Origin of the sequence: Streptomyces sp. NPDC017056 (assembly GCF_044332485.1) — a bacterium.
GTDB lineage: Bacteria > Actinomycetota > Actinomycetes > Streptomycetales > Streptomycetaceae > Streptomyces.
Genome location: NZ_JBIRPD010000008.1, coordinates 99,021 through 119,319, shown reverse-complemented (window position 1 = coordinate 119,319; position 20,299 = coordinate 99,021). Strand labels below are relative to the sequence as shown.

5 protein-coding genes (1 of these 5 running past the window's edge) are annotated in these 20,299 nt (G+C 73.2%); 4 read left to right on the top strand and 1 reads right to left on the bottom strand.

The window, feature by feature from the left end:
* Positions 1-252 precede the first annotated feature (252 nt).
* The 3 genes from ACH4OW_RS16560 to ACH4OW_RS16550 all read left to right on the top strand — a co-directional run bounded on the left by ACH4OW_RS16560 (position 253) and on the right by ACH4OW_RS16550 (position 3,754).
* Positions 253-1,674, top strand: coding sequence for a family 2B encapsulin nanocompartment shell protein (locus tag ACH4OW_RS16560; protein ID WP_398028347.1), 1,422 nt, complete (start codon positions 253-255; stop codon positions 1,672-1,674).
* 161 nt (positions 1,675-1,835) lie between these two features.
* The gene (locus ACH4OW_RS16555; protein WP_398028669.1) at positions 1,836-2,870 is read left to right on the top strand and encodes a family 2 encapsulin nanocompartment cargo protein terpene cyclase; all 1,035 of its coding nucleotides are present in this window, start codon (positions 1,836-1,838) and stop codon (positions 2,868-2,870) included.
* 14 nt (positions 2,871-2,884) lie between these two features.
* The gene (locus ACH4OW_RS16550) at positions 2,885-3,754 is read left to right on the top strand and encodes a geranyl diphosphate 2-C-methyltransferase (protein WP_360136497.1); all 870 of its coding nucleotides are present in this window, start codon (positions 2,885-2,887) and stop codon (positions 3,752-3,754) included.
* 92 nt (positions 3,755-3,846) lie between these two features.
* Here ACH4OW_RS16550 and ACH4OW_RS16545 read toward each other — a convergent pair whose 3' ends face one another.
* A complete protein-coding gene (locus ACH4OW_RS16545; protein WP_360136496.1) occupies positions 3,847-4,836 on the bottom strand; it encodes a phospholipase in 990 nt (329 codons plus the stop codon).
* A 998-nt stretch (positions 4,837-5,834) separates the two neighbouring features.
* Here ACH4OW_RS16545 and ACH4OW_RS16540 point away from each other — a divergent pair.
* A protein-coding gene (locus ACH4OW_RS16540) for a non-ribosomal peptide synthase/polyketide synthase (RefSeq protein ID WP_398028345.1) crosses the window boundary here: on the top strand, positions 5,835-20,299 show its 5' portion. 8,413 nt of this gene lie beyond the right edge of the window; 14,465 of the gene's 22,878 nt are visible here — the first part of the coding sequence; the start codon lies at positions 5,835-5,837; its stop codon lies off the right edge, out of view.

The following is a 20,299-nucleotide window of genomic DNA, read 5'->3' as shown; positions in this document are numbered from 1 at the left end:
CCGGCCCCAGCATGCCGCCGGGACGGGGAACGCGGCGTCGGCAACAACTACGTAGCCGGGCCGCTACGTAATCGGGTGTACCAACCGGCCGTTCGGGAAGTGGCCGCCTGGCCGACCGGGCTGGCGCGCCTGCCGCATCCATTCGTCACGATGCGTTACCAATGCATGCAGAAAGCGACCGCGCCTGGCCCTCGGTGACGTCTGCCCTGCCGGCGCCAGGCGGGTCATCTCACGGACCGGGAGAGGTAGTCGATGACTGTCGAGACGAGCCCATCAGCAGACGCGAGGGCACAGGAAGAAGCGCAGGAGCAGCTCAGCCTCAACACGGCGGCGGCGCGGAATCTCGCGACGACCACCAAGTCCGAACCCCAGATGCAGGGGATCAGCTCGCGGTGGCTGCTGCGGAAGCTGCCGTGGGTCAACGTCCCCGGCGGCTCCTACCGGGTGAACCGGCGCCTGTCGTTCACCGTCGGGGACGGGAAGGTGACGTTCGAGAAGAGCGGGTCCAAGGTCCGCGTCATCCCGGAAGAGCTGGCCGAGCTGCCGCTGCTGCGGGGATTCGATGACCACGCGGCGTTGGGCGCGCTGGCCGACAAGTTCGTCCAAAAGGAGTTCGACCCCGGTCAGCTCATCGTGCAGCAGGGCCGGAAGGCCGATCACGTCTTCCTGATCGTGCACGGCAGGGTGGACAAGGTCAGGCCCGCCAAGTACGAGGGCGAGGCCGTCGTGGGCCGGCTGTCGGACGGCGACAGTTTCGGCGGCAACGCGCTGGCGGAGGCGGACGGCGAGTGGCAGTTCACGGCTCGCGCGGCGACCGCGGTGACGGTCCTGACGCTGCCGCACAGTGCGTACAAGACGATCGCCGGCCAGCACGAGGCGCTGCGGTCGCACGTCGACAAGCGCAGTGGCGACGCGCAGAAGCCGACGAACAAGTCCGGCGAGGCCGCGATCGAGTTCCTGTCCGGCCACCAGGGTGAGCCGACGCTGCCGACCACGTTCGTGGACTACGAACTCTCCCCGCGCGAATACGAGTTGAGCGTCGCGCAGACGGTGTTGAAGGTGCACAGCAGGATCGCCGACCTCTACAACCAGCCGATGAACCAGACACAGCAGCAGCTGCGGCTGACCATCGAGGCGCTGCGCGAGCGCCAGGAGAAGGAACTGGTCAACAACCGCGAATTCGGGCTGCTCCACAACACCGACTTCGACCAGCGCATCCCCGCCCACTCCGGCCCGCCCACCCCGGACGACCTCGACGACCTGCTGAGCATGCGCCGTGGGACCAAGTACCTCTTCGCCCACCCGCGCGCCATCGCCGCCTTCGGCAAGGAGTGCAACAAGCGCGGCCTCGCCATCAGCAGCGCCGACGTGGACGGCCACCACATCCCCGCCTGGCGCGGCGTGCCGATCCTGCCCTGCGGCAAGATCCCGATCACGGAACACCAGACCTCGTCGGTCATCGCCATGCGCACCGGCGAGGACGACCAAGGCGTCATCGGCCTCTACCAGACAGGTCTGCCCGACGAGGTCGAGCCCGGACTCAACGTCCGGTTCATGGGAATCGACGAAAAGGCGATCATCTCCTACCTCGTCAGCACCTACTACTCCGCCGCGGTCCTCGTCCCCGACGCGATCGGCATTCTCGAAAACATCGAGGTACGACCGCGTGACTGAGCAGCCGGTCCGGCGAGTGAAGGAGGGCTGAGACGGTGTCGCTGCTACCCCGGGTGTCCGCCGCTCCCGCCTGCCCCGAGGCGGCGGACCAGGCCGGTGCCTCGCTTGCGTGGCTGCCCTGCGGCCCCACCGGCCTGGGCACTTCGGCGGCCAGGGCCCTCCTGCCGCCGCCCGCGGACCACGGCCGGCCCGACCCCGACCCCGGTCCCGCGGCCGGGCCCCGCGCCGGTGACCCGATTCCGGGCCTGTACTGCCCGCCCGCCGTGCCGGCCGACCCGGCCAAGGTCGCCGAGGTGGACCGGAGACTCGAAGCCTGGGCCCGCGACCTCGCCCTGTTTCCTCCCGAATGGGCGGGGGACTTCGCCGGATTCCAGGTCGGCCGTGCGGTCGTCCTGCAACACCCGGCGGCAGCCGACCTGGAGCGCCTCGTCGTCGCGGGCAAACTGCTGGTTGCGGAGAACGTCGTCGACGACTGCTACTGCGAGGACTACGGCGGGTCCCCCATCGGCCTGGGCGGCCGGCTCGTCATCGCACAGAGCGCCCTGGACCCCCTGCACACCGCGGACGCCTACCAGCAACAGTGGAACGAGGGCCTGGGCGCGGACGCCCCGCTGCGCTCCTACGCCGACGCGATCCAGGCGTACCGGGGAGTCGCCACTCCCAGCCAGGTCACCCGGTTCGTCCACGACATGGCGCGCCTGCACATGGGGTACCTCGCCGAGGGCGCCTGGGCGCAGACCCACACCACCCCGCCGGTGTGGCAGTACCTGGTGATGCGGCAGTTCAACAACTTCCGCCCGTGCCTGTCCATCGTGGACGCGGTGGACGGCTACGAACTGCCCGAGCCGCTCTACTCCCGCCCCGAAGTCCAACGCGTGACCGCGCTGGCCTGCAACGCCACCACGCTCGTCAACGACCTGTACTCCTTCACCAAGGAAATGGCCGTCGACGAGCACCACCTGAACCTTCCGGTGGTGCTCGCCGCCGAGGACCGCCGCGGGCTCAAGGAGGCGTACCTGAAGGCCGTGGACATCCACAACGAGATCATGCACGCCTTCGAGGACGAGGCCGCGGTCCTGGCTGCCGCCAACCCGGCCCTGGCCCGCTACACCACCGGACTCGCCGCCTGGGTCGCCGGCAACCACGAATGGCACCACACCAACACCTACCGCTACTCCCTGCCGAACTACTGGTGAGAGAAGGCAACCGCATGACCACCACAGCGCACCGCGGCAGCGCGGCACCGGCCCCGGCCGTCAGCCCCTACCAGAAGTCGGTGGCCGACTACTGGAACCAGGAGAGGAACGCCGTCAACCTCCGCCTGGGAGAAGTCGACGGCTTTTACCATCACCACTACGGCATCGGCAACGTCGACTGGTCCGTCCTCCAGGGGCCCGAGGGCACCCGCGACGAGCGCACCATCGCGGAACTGCACCGCCTGGAGTGCGCCCAGGCAGACTTCCTCGCCGACCGCCTCGGCGCCGTCACCCCCGAAGACCGGCTCCTGGACTCCGGCTGCGGCCGGGGCGGCGGCAGCCTGGTCGCCAACAAGCGGTTCGGCTGCCACGTCGACGGCATCTCCATCTCCGAGGCCCAGGTGGCGTTCGCCGCCGCGCAGGCCGAGAAGCACGGCGTGGGCGGCAAGGTGCGCTTCCACCTCAAGAACATGCTCGACACCGGCTTCGAGGCGGGCTCGTTCCGCGCCATCTGGAACAACGAGTCCACGATGTACGTCGACCTGTCGACCCTGTTCGCCGAGTACGCCCGCCTCCTGACCCGCGGCGGCCGGTACGTCACCATCACCGGCTGCTACAACGACACCTACGGGCTGCCCTCCCGCGAGGTCTCGACCATCAACGCCCACTACATCTGCGACATCCACCCCCGCTCCGCCTACTTCCGGGAGATGGCGAACAACCGGCTCGTGCCGGCCGGCGTGGTGGACCTCACCGCGGCGACCATCCCGTACTGGGAACTGCGCGCCAAATCCTCGCTGGCCACGGGCATCGAAGAGACGTTCCTGACCGCGTACAAGAACGGCAGCTTCCAGTATCTGCTGATCGCCGCCGACCGGATCTGATCGTCGGGCCCCCGACAACCGCATCGGGGGCCGGCAAGAGCGTCCGCAGGACACCGAGGCTGCCGACTACGGCCGCCGTCTACGGCCGCCGACTACTTGAACAGGCGGTCACCGCTGTTGGCCATGCGGTGGGTGGAGCCGTGGCGGTTCACCCAGTCACGGATGAGGTTGATGGCGTTGGCGCACTGCCAGCCGTTGTCGTACTCGTGCTCCCCGGTGAAGTTGGCGTAGCCCGCGATGATGCCGTCCACACGCGCATCGCCCAGCAGCTTGTCGACGTACCACGGGTCGTTGTAGGTGGTCGTCCAGGACAGGGTGGCCGCGAGCTGGCCGGCGTCGCGGTCCGCGGCGCCCTTCTTCAGTTCCGCGCACGTGTTCCAGGTGGCTTCCGTGCAGTTGCCGAACCCGTTGGTGATGTTGTTGTCGCCGTAGTCCATCACCCGGCGGCCGTTCGGGAACCCGGCACCGGACTGGTTGAAGGCGTTCCTGACCTTGTCGCGGCTCCCGGTCGTGGTGATGCCCTCCAGCTTGCCGAGCTTGCCTTCCAGGCTCTTCCAGCCCCGGCCGCCGACGTCCGGCGTGTTACCGCCGTGGTACTCGAAGAACCCGTAGAGCACCTGGATTCCGGCCGCCGTCAGCCGCTGCGCCTTGTCGCGCAGTCCGGCGACGCTGCACGTACGGTTCTGCGCCTCCCCGCAGTAGTTCGGGTCCTTGATGTCCAGCCAGACCAGCGACAGCCGGCGTCCCGCGTTGGCGTTGGCGAGAATGCGGTCGATCATGCTGTCGAAGCTGGGGCCCAGCCGGTTCTCACCGGCCGAGGAACAGTCGTGCCAGGCACGCCATTCGTTCGGGTTCCACCAGGCGCAGACGTCGATCTCGATGGCGTTGGCACCATGGTTGAGCGCGGCGTCCACGCCGTCCAGGGTGTCGACCCGGTGCGCGATGGCGTAGATCGCGTGACGTTGGTCGGCGGCTGCCGCCGGGGCCGTACTGAGCGCGGTGGCACCGACGATGCCGCAGAGCGCCGTTATCAGCGCCAGCAGCATCCGCGGGCGGGTGCCACGTCGAAGGTGAGTGGTCAAGAAAGGTGCTCCTTCGTATTCGGTGTGCGCGGCCGTTGTCGCGGGCGGCGCGCGGCGCTGCTCTCTCGTAAAACACGACGACGGCAAACCGTTTGCCGGTCGCGAAAATATCGCGCCGGGCGCGGCTTTCGTGACGCATTCTCGGTCTACTTTCGTCGTCAAGCAGCCATTCGACCGGCCGAGTTGGTGCCGGAGGACCGGACGAAGGGCCGGCCCGCTTCCGGCGTCCGCTGATCACCCCTCCCGGGCCGGGGAGGTCTCTGTACGTGGAAATTGCGTAGTGCGCTACGTAGATCACGTCGGAACGGTGCGGGACGACCGCGCCCGGTCGTAACGTCGGCGTCGGCAGGAAATTCCCTTTCTGGGCGCATCCGGCTCACGACTCGTCCAGCTCACGACTCGAAGAACAAGCAAGAACAAGCAAGGAAGGTTGCCGGCGGCGGGAGGTATTCCTCGGAGCGGGCCTGTGAAAGCGAAGCGCGTCAGGATTACGTCGAAACCGGCCAGTACAGCGAGGTCGACTGCGTGGACAAGGGCGGTTCTTTTTACGAGATCTGGGTGCGTTGACAGTCGCCGGGTCTTTGCCGCGGTGAGTGAGGGAGCCGGCGGGCGGGCGGCGTCTCCGCGCGGCTCCGCCGCTCGGTGATGTCTCAAACCGTATGAGACGAGCGGCCGGTTCCCGTCATGGTCGTCGGGCCTGTACTGCGGGTAACCGCGAACCCGGCTTCACGTCTGTCACGCTGACCAGCCAAGGCAACCCGCAACACAGTGGTAGGGGCACTAAACGTGACGTGAGGCACGTGGTATTCGAATGTTGAACCTCTGTATCGTCCTCCGCGTCGGGCACCTTGTGCCCCTCCGACCCGAAATCAACCCACCAGGCGTGCGCTTCCGGGCCCGTTGAGCCGATCGCGGGCAGGCGCCGTCCGTCACGCCCTCCCAAGACACCACACGACTACGGCTTCCACCTGTTCCGCCGTCCGGCGGGCATCCGAAAGATGGGATGGGTAGTGCCCGGTACTCCGCACCGCAACCGGCCTCTGTCGTCTGCGCAGCGTGGCATCTGGTTCGCGCAGCAGCTCGATCCGGACAGCCCCAGCTACAACACCGCCGAGTACGTGGAGATCGAGGGCCCCCTCGACCTGCCGGCGTTCGAAACGGCGGTGCGGCGGGCGGTGGCGGAGACCGGCACACTCAACGTCCGCTTCGCCGACGACGGCCAGGGGCCGTACCAGGCATACGAGCCCGCCGGCGACTGGGCGTTCCGCGTTCTCGACGTCGGCGCGGAGCCGGATCCGCGTGCGGCGGCCGAGTCCTGGATGCGGGCGGAGACGGCCCGGCCGGGAGGTCTGGAGGCGGGCCGGACGCTGACGCTGGCGCTGCTGCGGGTCGGGACCGACCGCTGCTTCTTCTACCTGCGGGCCCATCATCTCGTCACCGACGGCCACATGTGTGCGCTCTTCACGCACCGGGTGTCCGAGATCTACACGGCCCTGGTCACCGGGGCGCCGCAGCGCGAGGACGGCAGCGGCTCGCTGGACCTGCTGCTGGCCGACGACGCCGCGTACCGGGAGTCGGAGCGCTTCGCGCGCGACCGGGCCTTTTGGCTGGACCGGCTGGCGGACCGGCCCGAGCCGGTGACCCTCGCGGGCCGGACGGCCCGGGTCTCGCGGAGCTTCCTGCGTCACGGCGTGCGCATACCGGACGCGACCGCCGACGGCCTGCGGGTGCTGGCACGGCGATTACGTGTCGGCCTGCCCGTCCCCCTGATCGCCGCCACGGCGCTCTACCTCGGCCGGATGACCGGCGCCGACGAGGTGGCCCTCGGTATCCCGGTGACCGCGCGGACCGGCGGCGGCCGGCACATCCGCGGGCCGATGGCCAACGAACTTCCCCTGTGGGCGGAGGTCGGGCCCGGCCTGAGCGGCCGGGAACTGATCCGCCAAGTGTCCGCCGATACGCGGCAGTTGCTCGGGCATCAGCGGTACCGTTACGAGGACGTCCTCCGCGATCTGCGGACGGGCGGCGGCGAACGCCGCCTCTTCGGCCCGACCGTCAACATCATGGCTTTCGCCTCCGAGCTGACCTTCGGCGAGGCCAGGGGGACCGCCCACAACCTGTCCATCGGGCCCGTCGCCGACCTCTCCGTCCGCGTGGACGACCGCTTGGGCGGCGGCGCTCTGCACCTCGACTTCGACGCCAACCCGGCCCTGTACGACGCGGCGGAGGTCGCCGCGCACCAGCGGCGTTTCCTGCGCGTACTGGAAAGCCTCGCCACGGCCGACCCGGAACTCCCCATCGGCCGCCTCGACTTCCTGCTCCCCGAGGAGCGCGCCGAGGTGCTGCCGGCGCGGCAGCCCGCGAACGCCGCGCCCAAGGCCGACGCCCCCGGCCCGACGCTGCCGGCGCTGTTCGAGGAGCGGGCCGCGCGCACCCCCGGCGCCCTCGCCGTCGTCACCGAACACGGCGAGCTGACCTACGCCGAACTGAACGAACGCGCCAACCGGCTGGCGCGGCTGCTGCTGACGCGGGGAGCCGCGCCGGAACGACTGGTGGCCGTGGCGCTGCCGCGCTCCGCCGACCTCGTGGTGGCCCTGCTCGCGGTGGTGAAGACGGGTGCCGCGTACCTGCCCGTCGACCCCGGGCACCCGGCTGAGCGCATTGCGCTGATGCTCCGTGACGCCGCCCCCGTATGCCTGGTCACCACGGGCGAACCGGCCGGCGGGACCCCGTACGGAGCGGACGTCGTGCGGCTGGACGACGACGCCACCGTTCGCGCCCTCGCCGACGGGCCCGGAGACGACCTGACCGACGCCGAGCGGGCCGGACGGCTCGATCCCGCGCACCCGGCATACGTCATCTACACCTCCGGGTCGACCGGCACCCCGAAGGGCGTGGCGGTCCCGCACCACAACGTGGTGCGGCTGTTCCGGCAGACCGAGGACTGGTTCGGCTTCGGCCCCGACGACGTATGGACGCTGTTCCACTCCTACGCCTTCGACTTCTCCGTGTGGGAACTGTGGGGCGCGCTCCTGTACGGCGGCCGGCTGGTCGTCGTCCCGCAGGACGTGAGCCGTTCCCCCGAGCGCTTCCTCGACCTGCTCGTACGCCACCGGGTGACGGTGCTCAACCAGACGCCGTCGGCCTTCTACCCGCTGATGCGGGCAGACCACGACCACCCGGAGCGGTCCGCGCGGCTGGCGCTGCGCACGGTCGTCTTCGGCGGCGAGGCGCTGGACCCCGGCAGGCTGCGCGAGTGGTACGAGCGTCACCCGGCCGACGCGCCGCGCCTGGTGAACATGTACGGCATCACCGAGACCACCGTGCACGTCACCCACGCCCCGCTGGACGAGCGGGACGCCGCCGCCGAACCGCCCCGCAGTGTGATCGGCGAACCCATCCCGGACCTGCGTGCGTACGTGCTCGACAACGCCCTCCAGCCGGTGCCGCCGGGCGTCACCGGCGAGCTGTACGTGGCGGGACCCGGCCTCGCCCGCGGCTACCTCGGGCGGCCGGGCCTGAGCGCGCAACGCTTCGTGGCCGACCCCTTCGGCCGCCCCGGGGAGCGGATGTACCGCACCGGGGACCGGGTACGCAGGCACCCGGACGGCAGGCTCGACCACGCCGGGCGGGCGGACGACCAGGTCAAGCTGCGCGGGTTCCGTATCGAGCCGGGAGAGGTCGAAGCCGTGCTGGCCCGGCACGAGGCCGTGGCGCGGGCCGTGGTGCTGCTGCGCGAGGACCGGCCCGGCGACCGGCGGCTGGTGGCCTACGCGGTGCCCGCCGACGGCCCCCGTCCCGAGTCCGCCGCACTGCGCGAGTTCGCCGGGCGGCACCTGCCGGGACACATGGTTCCGGCGGCCGTCGTCGTCCTGGACCGGCTGCCCCTGACGGCCAACGGCAAGCTGGACCGGGCCGCCCTCCCCGCCCCGGAGTACACCCGGGGCCAGGCTCGGCGCCCCGCGCGCGACGCGGCCGAGCGGGTGCTGTGCGACCTGTTCGCCGAGGTCCTCGGCGTGGACCGGGTGGGCGTCGACGACGGCTTCTTCGACCTCGGCGGGGACTCCCTGCTGGCGACCCGGCTGCTGAGCCGCATACGGACCGCCCTCGGCGCCGAACTGCCGATCCGCGCCCTGTTCGACGCGCCGACCGTGGCGGGGCTGGCCCCCGCGGTGCGGGAGGCGGGCGGGGCGGCCCGGCCGGTGGTGCGGCGCGCTGAGCGGCCCGAGGTGCTGCCGCTGTCGTTCGCCCAGCGGCGGCTGTGGTTCCTCAACCGGCTGGAGGGCCGGGAGGCCGGGGCCGAGTACAACATGCCGTTCGTACTGCGGCTGGAGGGCGCGCTCGACCGGGCGGCCCTGGAGACGGCGCTCACCGACGTCGTCACGCGTCACGAGAGCCTGCGCACGGTCTTCCCCGAGATCGACGGCGCGCCACGGCAGGTCGTGCTCGGCCCCGGTGCCGCCGCCGTCGCCCTGCCGGTACGCGACGTCGACGCGGCCGGGTTGGCGGAAGTCCTGGCGCGGAGCGCCGCCACCGGCTTCGACCTGACCGCCGAACCGCCCTTGCGCGCCGCGCTGTTCGCGCTCGCCCCGGACCGGCACGTGCTGTCGCTGGTGGTGCACCACATCGCGGGCGACGCCTGGTCCATGGTGCCCCTCGGCCGCGACCTGTCCACCGCCTACGCGGCCCGCCTGCGCGGCGAGGAGCCGTCCTGGGACCCGCTGCCGGTGACCTACGCGGACTACACGCTGTGGCAGCGGGACCTGCTGGGGGAAGAGCGCGACGAGGACAGCCTCATCGCGCGGCAGGTGGCGTACTGGGCCCGCGCGCTGGCCGGGCTCCCCGACGAACTGGCCCTCCCCGCGGACCGCCCCCGCCCCGGCGTGGCGAGCCACCGCGGCGGGACCGTGCCGCTGCGCCTGGACGCCGCCCTGCACGCGCGGCTCGCGGCGCTGGCCGAGGCCCACGGGGTGACGCTGTTCATGGTCCTCCAGGCCGGGCTGGCCGCGCTGCTGACCCGGCACGGCGCGGGCACCGACATCCCGGTCGGCTCCCCCGTCGCGGGGCGCACCGACGACGCCCTGGACGGCCTGGTCGGCTGCTTCGTCAACACCCTGGTCCTGCGCACCGACACCTCCGGCGACCCGGGCTTCGGCGAACTGCTCGCCCGCGTACGGGAGACGGACCTCGCGGCCTACGCCCACCAGGACGTGCCCTTCGAACACCTCGTGGAGGTGCTCAACCCCGCCAGGTCGCTCAGCCGGCACCCGCTGTTCCAGGTGCTGCTGACGCTCACCGGCCGGACGGCGGCGCCGGACGCGCTGCCCGGGCTGCGCGCCGAGGCCGAGCGGGTGGAGTCGGGCACCGCCAAGTTCGACCTGACGTTCAACCTGACCGAGGCCGTGGGCGCCGAGGGCGGTCCCGCAGGCGTCGAGGGGTATGCGGGCTACAGCGCCGACCTGTTCGAGCGGGGCACCGTCGAGGCGCTGGCGGCCCGTTTCGTACGGCTGCTGGAGGCAGTGGCGGCCGACCCGGACCTGCCGCTGGGCGCCTTGGAGATCCTCGGCGAGGTCGAGCGGCACCGCCTGCTGACCGAGTGGAGCGGCAGCGGAGCCGCTGCCGAGGATGTCCGGCCCGCCGCGTTGCTGCCGGAGCTGTTCGAGCGGCAGGCCGCCGCCACCCCGGAGGCCCGCGCGGTCGCCGCGCCCGACGCCGAACTGTCCTACGCGCAGGCCGACGCACGGGCCAACCGCCTGGCCCACCTGCTGATCTCCCGCGGCATCGGCCCGGAACGGGTGGTCGCCGTCGCGCTGCCAGGCTCCGCCGAACTGGTCGTCGCGCTGCTCGCGGTGCTCAAGACCGGCGCCGCCTACCTGCCGCTCGACCTCGCGCAGCCCGGCGCGCGCCTCGCCGGCCTGCTCGACGACGCCGCCCCCGCCCTGCTGCTGACGAGCGGTCACGCTGCGACCGGGCTCCCCGATGACACCGGCACTGCCCGTCTGCTGCTCGACGATTCGGACACCGTACGGGAGCTGGAGCGGCAGTCCGCTTCCCGTCCCACCGGCGCCGACCGGAGCGCTCCGCCGCTGCCGGACCACCCCGCGTACGTGATCTACACCTCCGGCTCCACGGGCCGCCCCAAGGGCGTCGTGGTCACCCACCGCGGCCTCGCGCACTACGTGGCCCGCGCCCGGCACGCGTACACGGGCCTGGACGGGACGGTCCTCGTCCCCACGTCCCTGGCGTACGACCTGGCCGTCACCGGCCTGTACGGGGCGCTGGCCTCCGGCGGGTGCGCGGTCGTGGCCGGGCTGGACGACGACCCCTGGCTGACGGCGCTGCTGGCCCGTACCCCGGCGACGTTCATGAAGGCGACCCCGAGCCACCTGGGCCTGCTGGCCGCGCTGCCCGCCGGGTTCGCCCCGGTGCGGCAGCTCGTGCTCGGCGGCGAGGCACTGCCCGCCGGCCTCCTGGAGGAGTGGCGCGCCCGCCACCCGGAGGTGGCCGTCGTCAACCACTACGGGCCGACGGAGGCGACCGTCGGGTGCCTGGACCTGCATCTGGCTCCCGGTGAGACGGCGGGCGGCGCCACGGTTCCCGTCGGCCGGCCGATGACCGGCATGCGGGCGTACGTCCTCGACGCCGGGCTGCGTCCGGTGCCGCCGGGCGTGGCAGGGGAGCTGTACGTCGCCGGGCCGCAGCTCGCGCGCGGCTACCTCGGCCGCCCCGACCTGACGGCGGAGCGCTTCGTGCCCTGCCCCTTCGGCACGCCGGGGGAGCGCATGTACCGGACCGGGGACCTCGCCCGGTGGACCGCGGACGGTGTGCTGGTCTTCGCGGGCCGCGCCGACGAACAGGTCAAGATCCGCGGCCACCGGGTCGAACCCGGCGAGGTCGAAGCGGCGCTGGCCGGCCACCCCTCGGTGGCGCGGGCGGCGGTGACGGTACGGGAGGACCGGCCGGGCGACCGACGGCTCGCGGCGTACGTCGTACCGGCCGGCGAAGCGGACGTCCCGGACCCGGCGGAGCTGCGCGCGTACCTGGCGCGGCGGCTGCCGGAGCCCATGGTCCCGGCGCTGTTCACCACCCTCGGCGCGCTGCCGCTGACCCGCAACGGCAAGGTGGACCGGCGGGCCCTGCCCGCACCCGCACTGGCACCGGCGAGCACCGGCCGGCCGCCGCGCAGCCCGGAGGAGGAGATCCTCTGCAGCTTGTTCGCCGAGGTGCTCGGCGTCCCCCGGGCCGGCGTCGACGACGGGTTCTTCGACCTCGGCGGCCACTCCCTGCTCGCCACCCGCCTCGTCAGCCGCGTCCGTACCGTGCTCGGCGCCGAACTGCCCGTACGGGCCGTGTTCGAGACGCCCACGGTGGCCGGTCTCGCGGCCCGGCTGAAGGACGGCGCGGGCCGCAGGCGCCCCCCGGTCCGCCCCTTCCCCCGGCGTCCGGAGACGGTGCCGCTGTCGTTCGCGCAGCGCCGCTTGTGGTTCCTGCACCAGCTCGAAGGGGCCCCCAACTACAACCTGCCCTTCGTCGTACGGCTGGAGGGTCCGCTCGACCGCGCCGCGCTCACCGCCGCGCTCGGCGACGTCGTGGCCCGGCACGAGAGCCTGCGCACGGTCTTCCCGGACAGCGGCGGCACGCCGCGGCAGGCCGTCCTGGACGCCGGTCCTGCCGCCGCGTCCGTCGAGCTGCCGGTACGGCACGCCGCGGACGAGGCCGAGATCGCCGCGGCCGTCGTCGCGGCGGCCGCCCACCGCTTCGAGCTGACCCGCGAGCTGCCGCTGCGGGCGGAGCTGTGCGCGCTCGGCGCCGACGTACACGTGCTGATCGTGGTGGTCCACCACATCGCAGGCGACGGCTGGTCGAACGGCCCGCTCGCCCGGGACCTGTCCGAGGCGTACGCGGCCCGTCGGGCCGGGCAGGCACCCCGCTGGGAGCCGCTGCCGGTCCAGTACGCCGACTACACCCTGTGGCAGCAGGAACTGCTGGGCCGCGAGGACGACCCGGACAGCCTGGCCGCCCGGCAGATCGCCTACTGGTCGCAGGCCCTGGACGGGCTGCCCGAGGAGCTGGAACTGCCCGCCGACCGGGTCCGCCCGGCGGTGCCCGGCTACACCGGCGGGGTCGTGCCCGTCTCCGTCGGCGCCGGGCTGCACGCCCGCCTGGAGGAACTGGCCCGCACCTCGGGCGCGAGCCTGTTCATGGTGTTGCAGGCCGGTCTCGCCGCCCTGTTCACCCGCCTCGGCGCGGGCACCGACATCCCGCTCGGCAGCGCCATCGCCGGGCGCACCGACGACGCCCTCGACGACCTCGTCGGGTTCTTCCTCAACACCCTCGTGCTGCGCCTGGACACCTCCGGCGACCCGGCCTTCGACGAACTGCTGGGCCGGGTGCGGGAGACCGCGCTGGCTGCCTACGCCCACCAGGACGTGCCCTTCGAGCACCTGGTGGAGGTGCTGAACCCGGCCCGCTCGGCCGCCCGGCACCCGTTGTTCCAGACCATGCTGACCCTGCACAACAACGCCCGGCCCCGCCTCGACCTGCCCGGGCTGCGGGTGAGCCCGGACATGGCCGAGGTCGGCACCGCCAAGTTCGACCTGTCCTTCGGGCTCGTCGAGGAGCGCGGCCCGGCCGGCGAGCCCGCGGGCCTCGGCGGCATCCTGGAGTACAGCACCGACCTCTTCGACCACGCCACCGCCGAGGAACTGGTGGCCCGCTTCGTACGGCTGCTCGGCGCCGCGGCCGACGCGCCCGGCCTGCGTATCGGGGAACTGGACATCCTCTCCCCGCCGGAGCGGGAACGGATTCTGGGCGCCTGGGCCGGCACTCCGCAGGACGCGCCTGGCCACACCGTCCCCGAGCTGTTCGAGCGGCAGGCGGCGCTGACCCCCGACGCGACCGCCGTCGTCGTCGCGGGCGCATCGACGCTGACGTTCGCCGAACTGCGCGCGAAGGCCGACCGGTTGGCCCGGCGGCTGGCGGAGCGCGGCGTGGGCCCCGACACGCTGGTCGGGCTGTGTGTGACCCGGTCGGCGGAGATGGTTCCGGCGATGCTGGGCATCTGGAAGGCCGGCGGGGCGTGCGTCCCCCTGGACCCGGGCTATCCGCAAGAGCGCCTGGCGTTCATGCTCGACGACACCGGGATACGGGTGCTCGTCACCGAGCCCGGCCTGCTGGCGGACCACGAGGCGGAGACCGTCCTCCTCGGGAGTGAGGAACCGGCGGACGCGGCCGGTGCGCCGTTCCCGATGCCGGACGTGCGCGCCGACCACGCCGCCTTCATCGTCTACACCTCCGGATCGACCGGCGTGCCCAAGGGCGTGGTCGTGCGGCACGGCGGCATCGCGAACCTGTTCGCCAACCACCGCGAGCGCGTCTTCGCCCCGGCGGCGCGGGCGGCCGGCGGCCGGCTGCGGGCGGCGCACACCGCGTCGCTGTCGTTCGACCTGTGCGTCGGGCAGCTCCTCGCCCTCCTCGCGGGCCACGAACTGCACGTCGTCGACGAGGACACCCGCCGCGACGCCACCGCCCTGGGCACGTACGTCCGGGCCCACGGGATCGGCTACCTGTCCATCACCCCGACCCTCACCCAGGAGCTGATCGGCCTGGGCCTGCTCGGCGCGGAGGGGCACCAGCCCGCCGCGATCCTGCACGGCGCCGAGGCCACCGGCCCGGCCCTGTGGCAGCGGCTGCGGGAACTGCCCGCCACCGAGGTGCACAACTACTACGCGCCCAGCGAGTGCACGGTCGACGCGATCGGCGCCGTGGTCTCCGGCAGCGAGCGCCCCCGGATCGGCCGGCCGGTCGCGGGCATGGCGGTGTACGTGCTCGACGCCGGGCTGCGCCCGGTGCCGCCAGGCGTACGGGGCGAGCTGTATCTCGCGGGCGCGCAGCTCGCCCGGGGCTACCTCGGCCGGCCGGGACTGACCGCCGAACGCTTCGTGGCGAATCCTTTCAGCAGCGTGCCCGGCACCCGCCTGTACCGGACCGGCGACCTCGCGCGGTGGACCGCCGACGGCACACTGGAGTACGCCGGCCGAGCCGACGACCAGGTCAAACTGCGCGGATTCCGCATCGAACTCGGCGAGGTCGAGGCGGTGCTGACACGGCACCCTGACGTGGCCCACGCCGTGGCCGTCGTCCGCGAGGACCGGCCAGGCGACCGCAGGCTGGTCGCCTACACGGTCGCGGCACACGGGGCCGTGCCGGACCCGGCCGGACTCCGTGTCCACGCCGCCCGGACGCTGCCGGAGTTCATGGTCCCCTCCGCCGTGGTGCCGCTGGACGCGCTGCCGCTCACCCCGAGCGGCAAGGTGGCCCGCCGCGCCCTGCCCGCCCCCGGCCCCACCGCGCCGCACGGCGGCCGGGCGCCGCGCACGGCCCGCGAGGAGATCCTGTGCGGGCTGTTCGCCGAGGTACTCGGCTGCGCACGGCCCGGCATCGACGACGGATTCTTCGACCTGGGCGGGCACTCCCTGCTGGCGACCCGGCTGCTGTCCCGCGTCCGCGCCGTGCTCGGCGTGGAGCTGGCAGTACGCGACGTGTTCGAGGCGCCCACAGTGGCCGCCCTGGCCGCGCGGCTCGACGCCGGAGGAACGCCGCGGCCCGCCCTGCGCCCCGCCGCGCGACCGGACACGCTCCCGCTGTCGTTCGCGCAACGACGGCTGTGGTTCCTCAACCGGCTGGACGGCGCCGGCGCCGCGTACGCCATGCCGCTCGCGCTGCGCCTGCGCGGCGGCCTCGACCGCGCCGCGCTGGCCGCCGCCCTCGCCGACGTCGTCACCCGGCACGAAGTCCTGCGCACGGTCTACCCCGAGAGCGCCGGCACCCCCGAGCAGGTCGTGCTCGCCCCGGACCGGACCGCGCCCGCGCTGCCGTGCCGCGCCGTGGACGAGGCCGGTCTCGCGGCGGCGGTCGCCGCCGCGGCCGGGCACCCGTTCGACCTGACCACCGAAACCCCGCTGCATGCGGAACTGCTCGCGCTCGGCCCCGACGACCACGTCCTGGTGGTCGTCCTGCACCACATCGCGGGCGACGGCTGGTCCAACCTGCCGCTCGCCCGGGACATCACCGCCGCCTACGCCGCCCGCCACGCGGGCGAGGCCCCGACCTGGACGCCCCTGCCGGTCCAGTACGCCGACTACACCCTCTGGCAGCACCGGCTCCTCGGCGACCCCACCGACCCGGACAGCCTGATCGCACGACAGACGGCGTACTGGACCGAGACACTGGCGGACCTCCCCGAGGAACTCGCGCTCCCCGCCGACCGGCCCCGCACGGGCACGGCCCGCCACCGGGGCGGCCGGGTGCCGTTCACCCTGGGCGCCGCCGCGCACGCCGGGCTCGCCGACCTCGCCCGCGACGGCGACGCGAGCCTGTTCATGGTCGTGCAGGCCGCGCTCGCCGCCCTGCTCGGCAGGCTCGGGGCGGGCGAGGACATTCCCATCGGCACACCGGTGGCGGGACGCACCGACGACGCGCTGGACGACGCGGTCGGCTGCTTCGTCAACACCCTCGTGCTGCGCACCGCGACCGGCGGCGACCCCGCCTTCACCGAGCTGGTGGCGCGGGCCCGCGAGACCGCCCTGTCCGCGTACGCCCACCAGGACGTGCCCTTCGAGCACCTGGTGGAGCGGCTGGAGCCGGTCAGGTCGCTGGCCCGCCACCCGCTGTTCCAGGTGATGCTGGCGCTGCGGAACACCGGCGAGGCGCCGCTCGGCCTGCCGGGATTGGCGGTGAGCGCGGTGCCGGTGGACACCACGGCCGTCAAGTTCGACCTGGCGTTCACGGTGACGGAGCGGACCGGGCCGCACGGCGAGGCCGCCGGGCTCAGCGGCGAACTCGACTACGCGAGCGACCTGTTCGACCAGGAGACGGCCCGGCGGATCGCCGCCTGCTTCGTCTCGGTGCTGGAGGCCGTGGCGGCCGACCCCTCGCGGACGCTCGGGGACCTCCCCGTCCTGTCCCCGGCCGAGCGGGAGTCGGTCCTGTCGGGGTGGAATGCCACCGCGCGGTCGCTGCCCCCGGTCACGCTGCCGGAGTTGTTCGAGGCTCAGGCGGCCCGGACGCCGGATGCGGTGGCCGTGGTCGCCGAGGGCGAGGCTCTGTCGTATGCGGAGCTGGACGCGTGGGCGAACCGGTTGGCGTACGCACTGACCGAGCGGGGTGCGGTGCCGGAGCGGGTGGTGGCCGTCGTGCTGCCGCGTTCGGTGGAGCTGGTGGTGGCGCTGCTGGCGGTGCTCAAGAGCGGCGCGGCCTACCTGCCCGTCGACCCCGGCCACCCTGCCGAGCGCACCCGGGCGATGCTGGACGAGGCCCGGCCGGTGTGCGTCCTGGACGATCCGGAGGGCGTACGGAATCCCCGGCCGGAGACGGCGGGCGTCGCGCGTACCGTACCGCTCTCCCCGTCGCATCCGGCCTACGTGCTCTACACCTCCGGCTCCACCGGCACCCCCAAGGGCGTCGTCGTCCCGCACGCGGGCATCGTCAACCGGCTGCTGTGGGCCCAGGCCGAATACGGGCTGGACGCCTCCGACGCCGTGCTACAGAAGACCCCGTACGGGTTCGACGTATCCGTCTGGGAGTTCTTCTGGCCGCTGGTCTCCGGCGCCCGGCTGGTCGTCGCCCGGCCGGACGGCCACCGGGACCCGGCGTACCTGGCCGCGCTGATCCGCGAACACGCGGTGACCACCGTGCACTTCGTGCCGTCGATGCTGCGGGCCTTCCTGGACGAGCCCGGCGCCGCCGGGTGCACGAGTCTGCGGCGGGTGCTGTGCAGCGGCGAGGCCCTGCCCGCCCGGCTGGCCGCACACGGCCGGACCGTCCTGGGCCCGAAGCTGCACAACCTCTACGGGCCGACCGAAGCGTCCGTCGACGTCACCTCATGGGCCTGCGAGGACGGGCCGGGTACGGTGCCGATCGGCCGCCCGGTCCACAACACCCGGCTCTACGTGCTCGACGCCGCCCTGCGGCCCGTCATGCCGGGTGTGACGGGGGAGTTGTACGTGGCCGGTGTGCAGCTCGCGCGCGGCTATCTGGGGCGGCCCGGTCTGACGGCGGAACGATTCGTCGCCTGCCCCTTCGGTGCGCCGGGGGAGCGGATGTACCGCACCGGCGACCTCGCCCGGTGGACCGCGGACGGAGTGCTGGAGTTCGCCGGCCGTACGGACGACCAGGTCAAACTGCGCGGCTTCCGTATCGAGCTCGGCGAGGTCGAAGCCGTACTGTCCCGGCACGACGCCGTCGCCCAAGCTGTCGTGGTCCTTCGTGAGGACCGGCCCGGTGATCAGCGGCTGGTGGCGTACGCAGCACCCGCGCCCGGAGCCGCACCGGAGCCGGAGGAGCTGCGCGAGTCCGCCGCACGCGCGCTGCCCGACTACATGGTGCCGGCCGTGGTCGTCGTCCTCGACGCGCTGCCGCTGACGCCGAACGGGAAACTGGACCGCCGTGCCCTGCCCGCCCCGGACGGCACCGCACAGGCCCCCGGACGCGCTCCGCGTACCCTCCACGAAGAGATCCTGTGCGGCATCTTCGCCGACGTGCTCGGCCGCTCCGTGCCCGGCATCGACGACGGGTTCTTCGACCTGGGCGGGCACTCGCTGCTCGCCACCCGGCTCGTCTCCCGCGTCCGGGACGCCCTCGGCGCCGAACTGTCCGTACGCGACGTGTTCGAGGCGCCCACGGTGGCCGGCCTGGCCGCCCGCATCGGCACCGGCGGCGGCCGGCGGCCCGCCCTCAGGCCCGCCGCGCACCGCCAGGACACCGTCCCGCTGTCCTTCGCCCAGCGCCGGCTGTGGTTCCTGCACCGCCTGGAGGGCCCCAGCCCCACCTACAACATGCCCTTCGCGCTACGGCTGTCCGGCACGCTGGACACGGCCGCCCTGCACGCGGCCCTGCGCGACGTGGTCGCCCGGCACGAGACGCTGCGCACCGTCTTCCCCGAGATCCAGGGCCGCCCCGGGCAGGTCGTACTCGGCCCGGACGAGGCCGCCGTGGAGCTGCGCACCCACCGCACCGACGAGGCCGGACTCACCGCGGCACTGACCGAGGCGGCCGGGTACCGCTTCGACCTGACCGCCGAACCTCCGCTGCGCGCCGACCTGTTCGCGCTCGCCCCCGACGACCATGTGCTGCTCCTGGTCATCCACCACATCGCCGGAGACGGCTGGTCGAACGTCCCGTTCGCCCGTGACCTGTCGACCGCCTACACGGCCCGCAGCGCCGGCCGCGCCCCGGAGTGGGCGCCACTGCCCGTCCAGTACGCCGATTACGCGCTGTGGCAGCACGACCTGCTCGGCAGCGAGGACGACCCCGGCAGCCTGATCTCCGCCCAGGTCGCGCACTGGACCGAGACGCTGGCGGGCCTGCCCGAGGAACTGGCGCTCCCCACGGACCGCCCCCGGCCCGCGGTCTCCGCCCACCGGGGCGGGCGGGTGGTCTTCACGCTGGACACGGAGCTGCACACCCGGCTCGCCGGGCTGGCCCGCGAGCACGGCGCGACGCTGTTCATGGTGGTGCAGGCCGGTCTCGCCGCCCTGCTGACCCGGCTCGGCGCCGGCACCGACATTCCCCTCGGCTCCGCCGTCGCCGGCCGTACGGACGCGGCACTGGACGACCTCGTCGGCTTCTTCGTCAACACCCTCGTGCTACGCCTGGACACCTCGGGCGACCCCGCCTTCACCACCCTGCTGGACCGGGCACGCGAGACCGACCTGACCGCCTACGCCCACCAGGACGTGCCCTTCGAACACCTCGTGGAGCTGCTCAACCCGGCGCGCTCGGCGGCCCGGCACCCTCTCTTCCAGGTGATGCTGACGCTCCAGAACAACGCCGCCCCCGAGTTCGCCATGGCCGGTCTGCGGGTGACGCCCGACGTCGCCGAGCTGTTCGCGGCCAAGTTCGACCTGCTGTTCAGCCTCACCGACCGGTACACCGAGGACGGTGCCCCCGACCGGGTCGACGGGGTGCTGGAGTACAGCGCCGACCTGTTCGACCACGGCACCGCCGAAGCCCTCACGGCACGCTTCGTCCGGCTGCTGCGGGCCGTGGCGGCGGCACCGGACCGGCCGATCGGCACCGTCGGCCTCACCGACGCCGCCGAGCGCGAGCGCCTGTTGGAGACGTGGAACGGCGCCACCCTCACCACGCCGCCGGTGACGCTGCCCGAGGCGTTCGAGGCGCAGACGCGGCGCACGCCGGAGGCTGCCGCCGTCACCGACGGCACCACGCACCTCACCTACGCCGCGCTGAACGCGCGGGCCAACCGACTGGCGCGGCTGCTCGTCCGGCGCGGCATCGGCCCGGAGCGACTCGTGGCGGTCGCACTGCCGCGCTCGGCCGAGCTGGTGGTGGCGCTGTTGGCCGTCCTCAAGACCGGCGCCGCCTACCTGCCCCTCGACCCGGCGCACCCGGCCGAACGGCTGCGGTTCCTGCTCGGCGACGCCCGTGCCGCGTACGGGCTCAC

Excerpts from the sequence above, each read along its gene's own strand:
- ACH4OW_RS16550 (WP_360136497.1), top strand. The coding sequence starts at position 2,885 with ATGACCACCACAGCGCACCGCGGCAGCGCGGCACCGGCCCCGGCCGTC.
- ACH4OW_RS16560 (WP_398028347.1), top strand. The coding sequence starts at position 253 with ATGACTGTCGAGACGAGCCCATCAGCAGACGCGAGGGCACAGGAAGAA.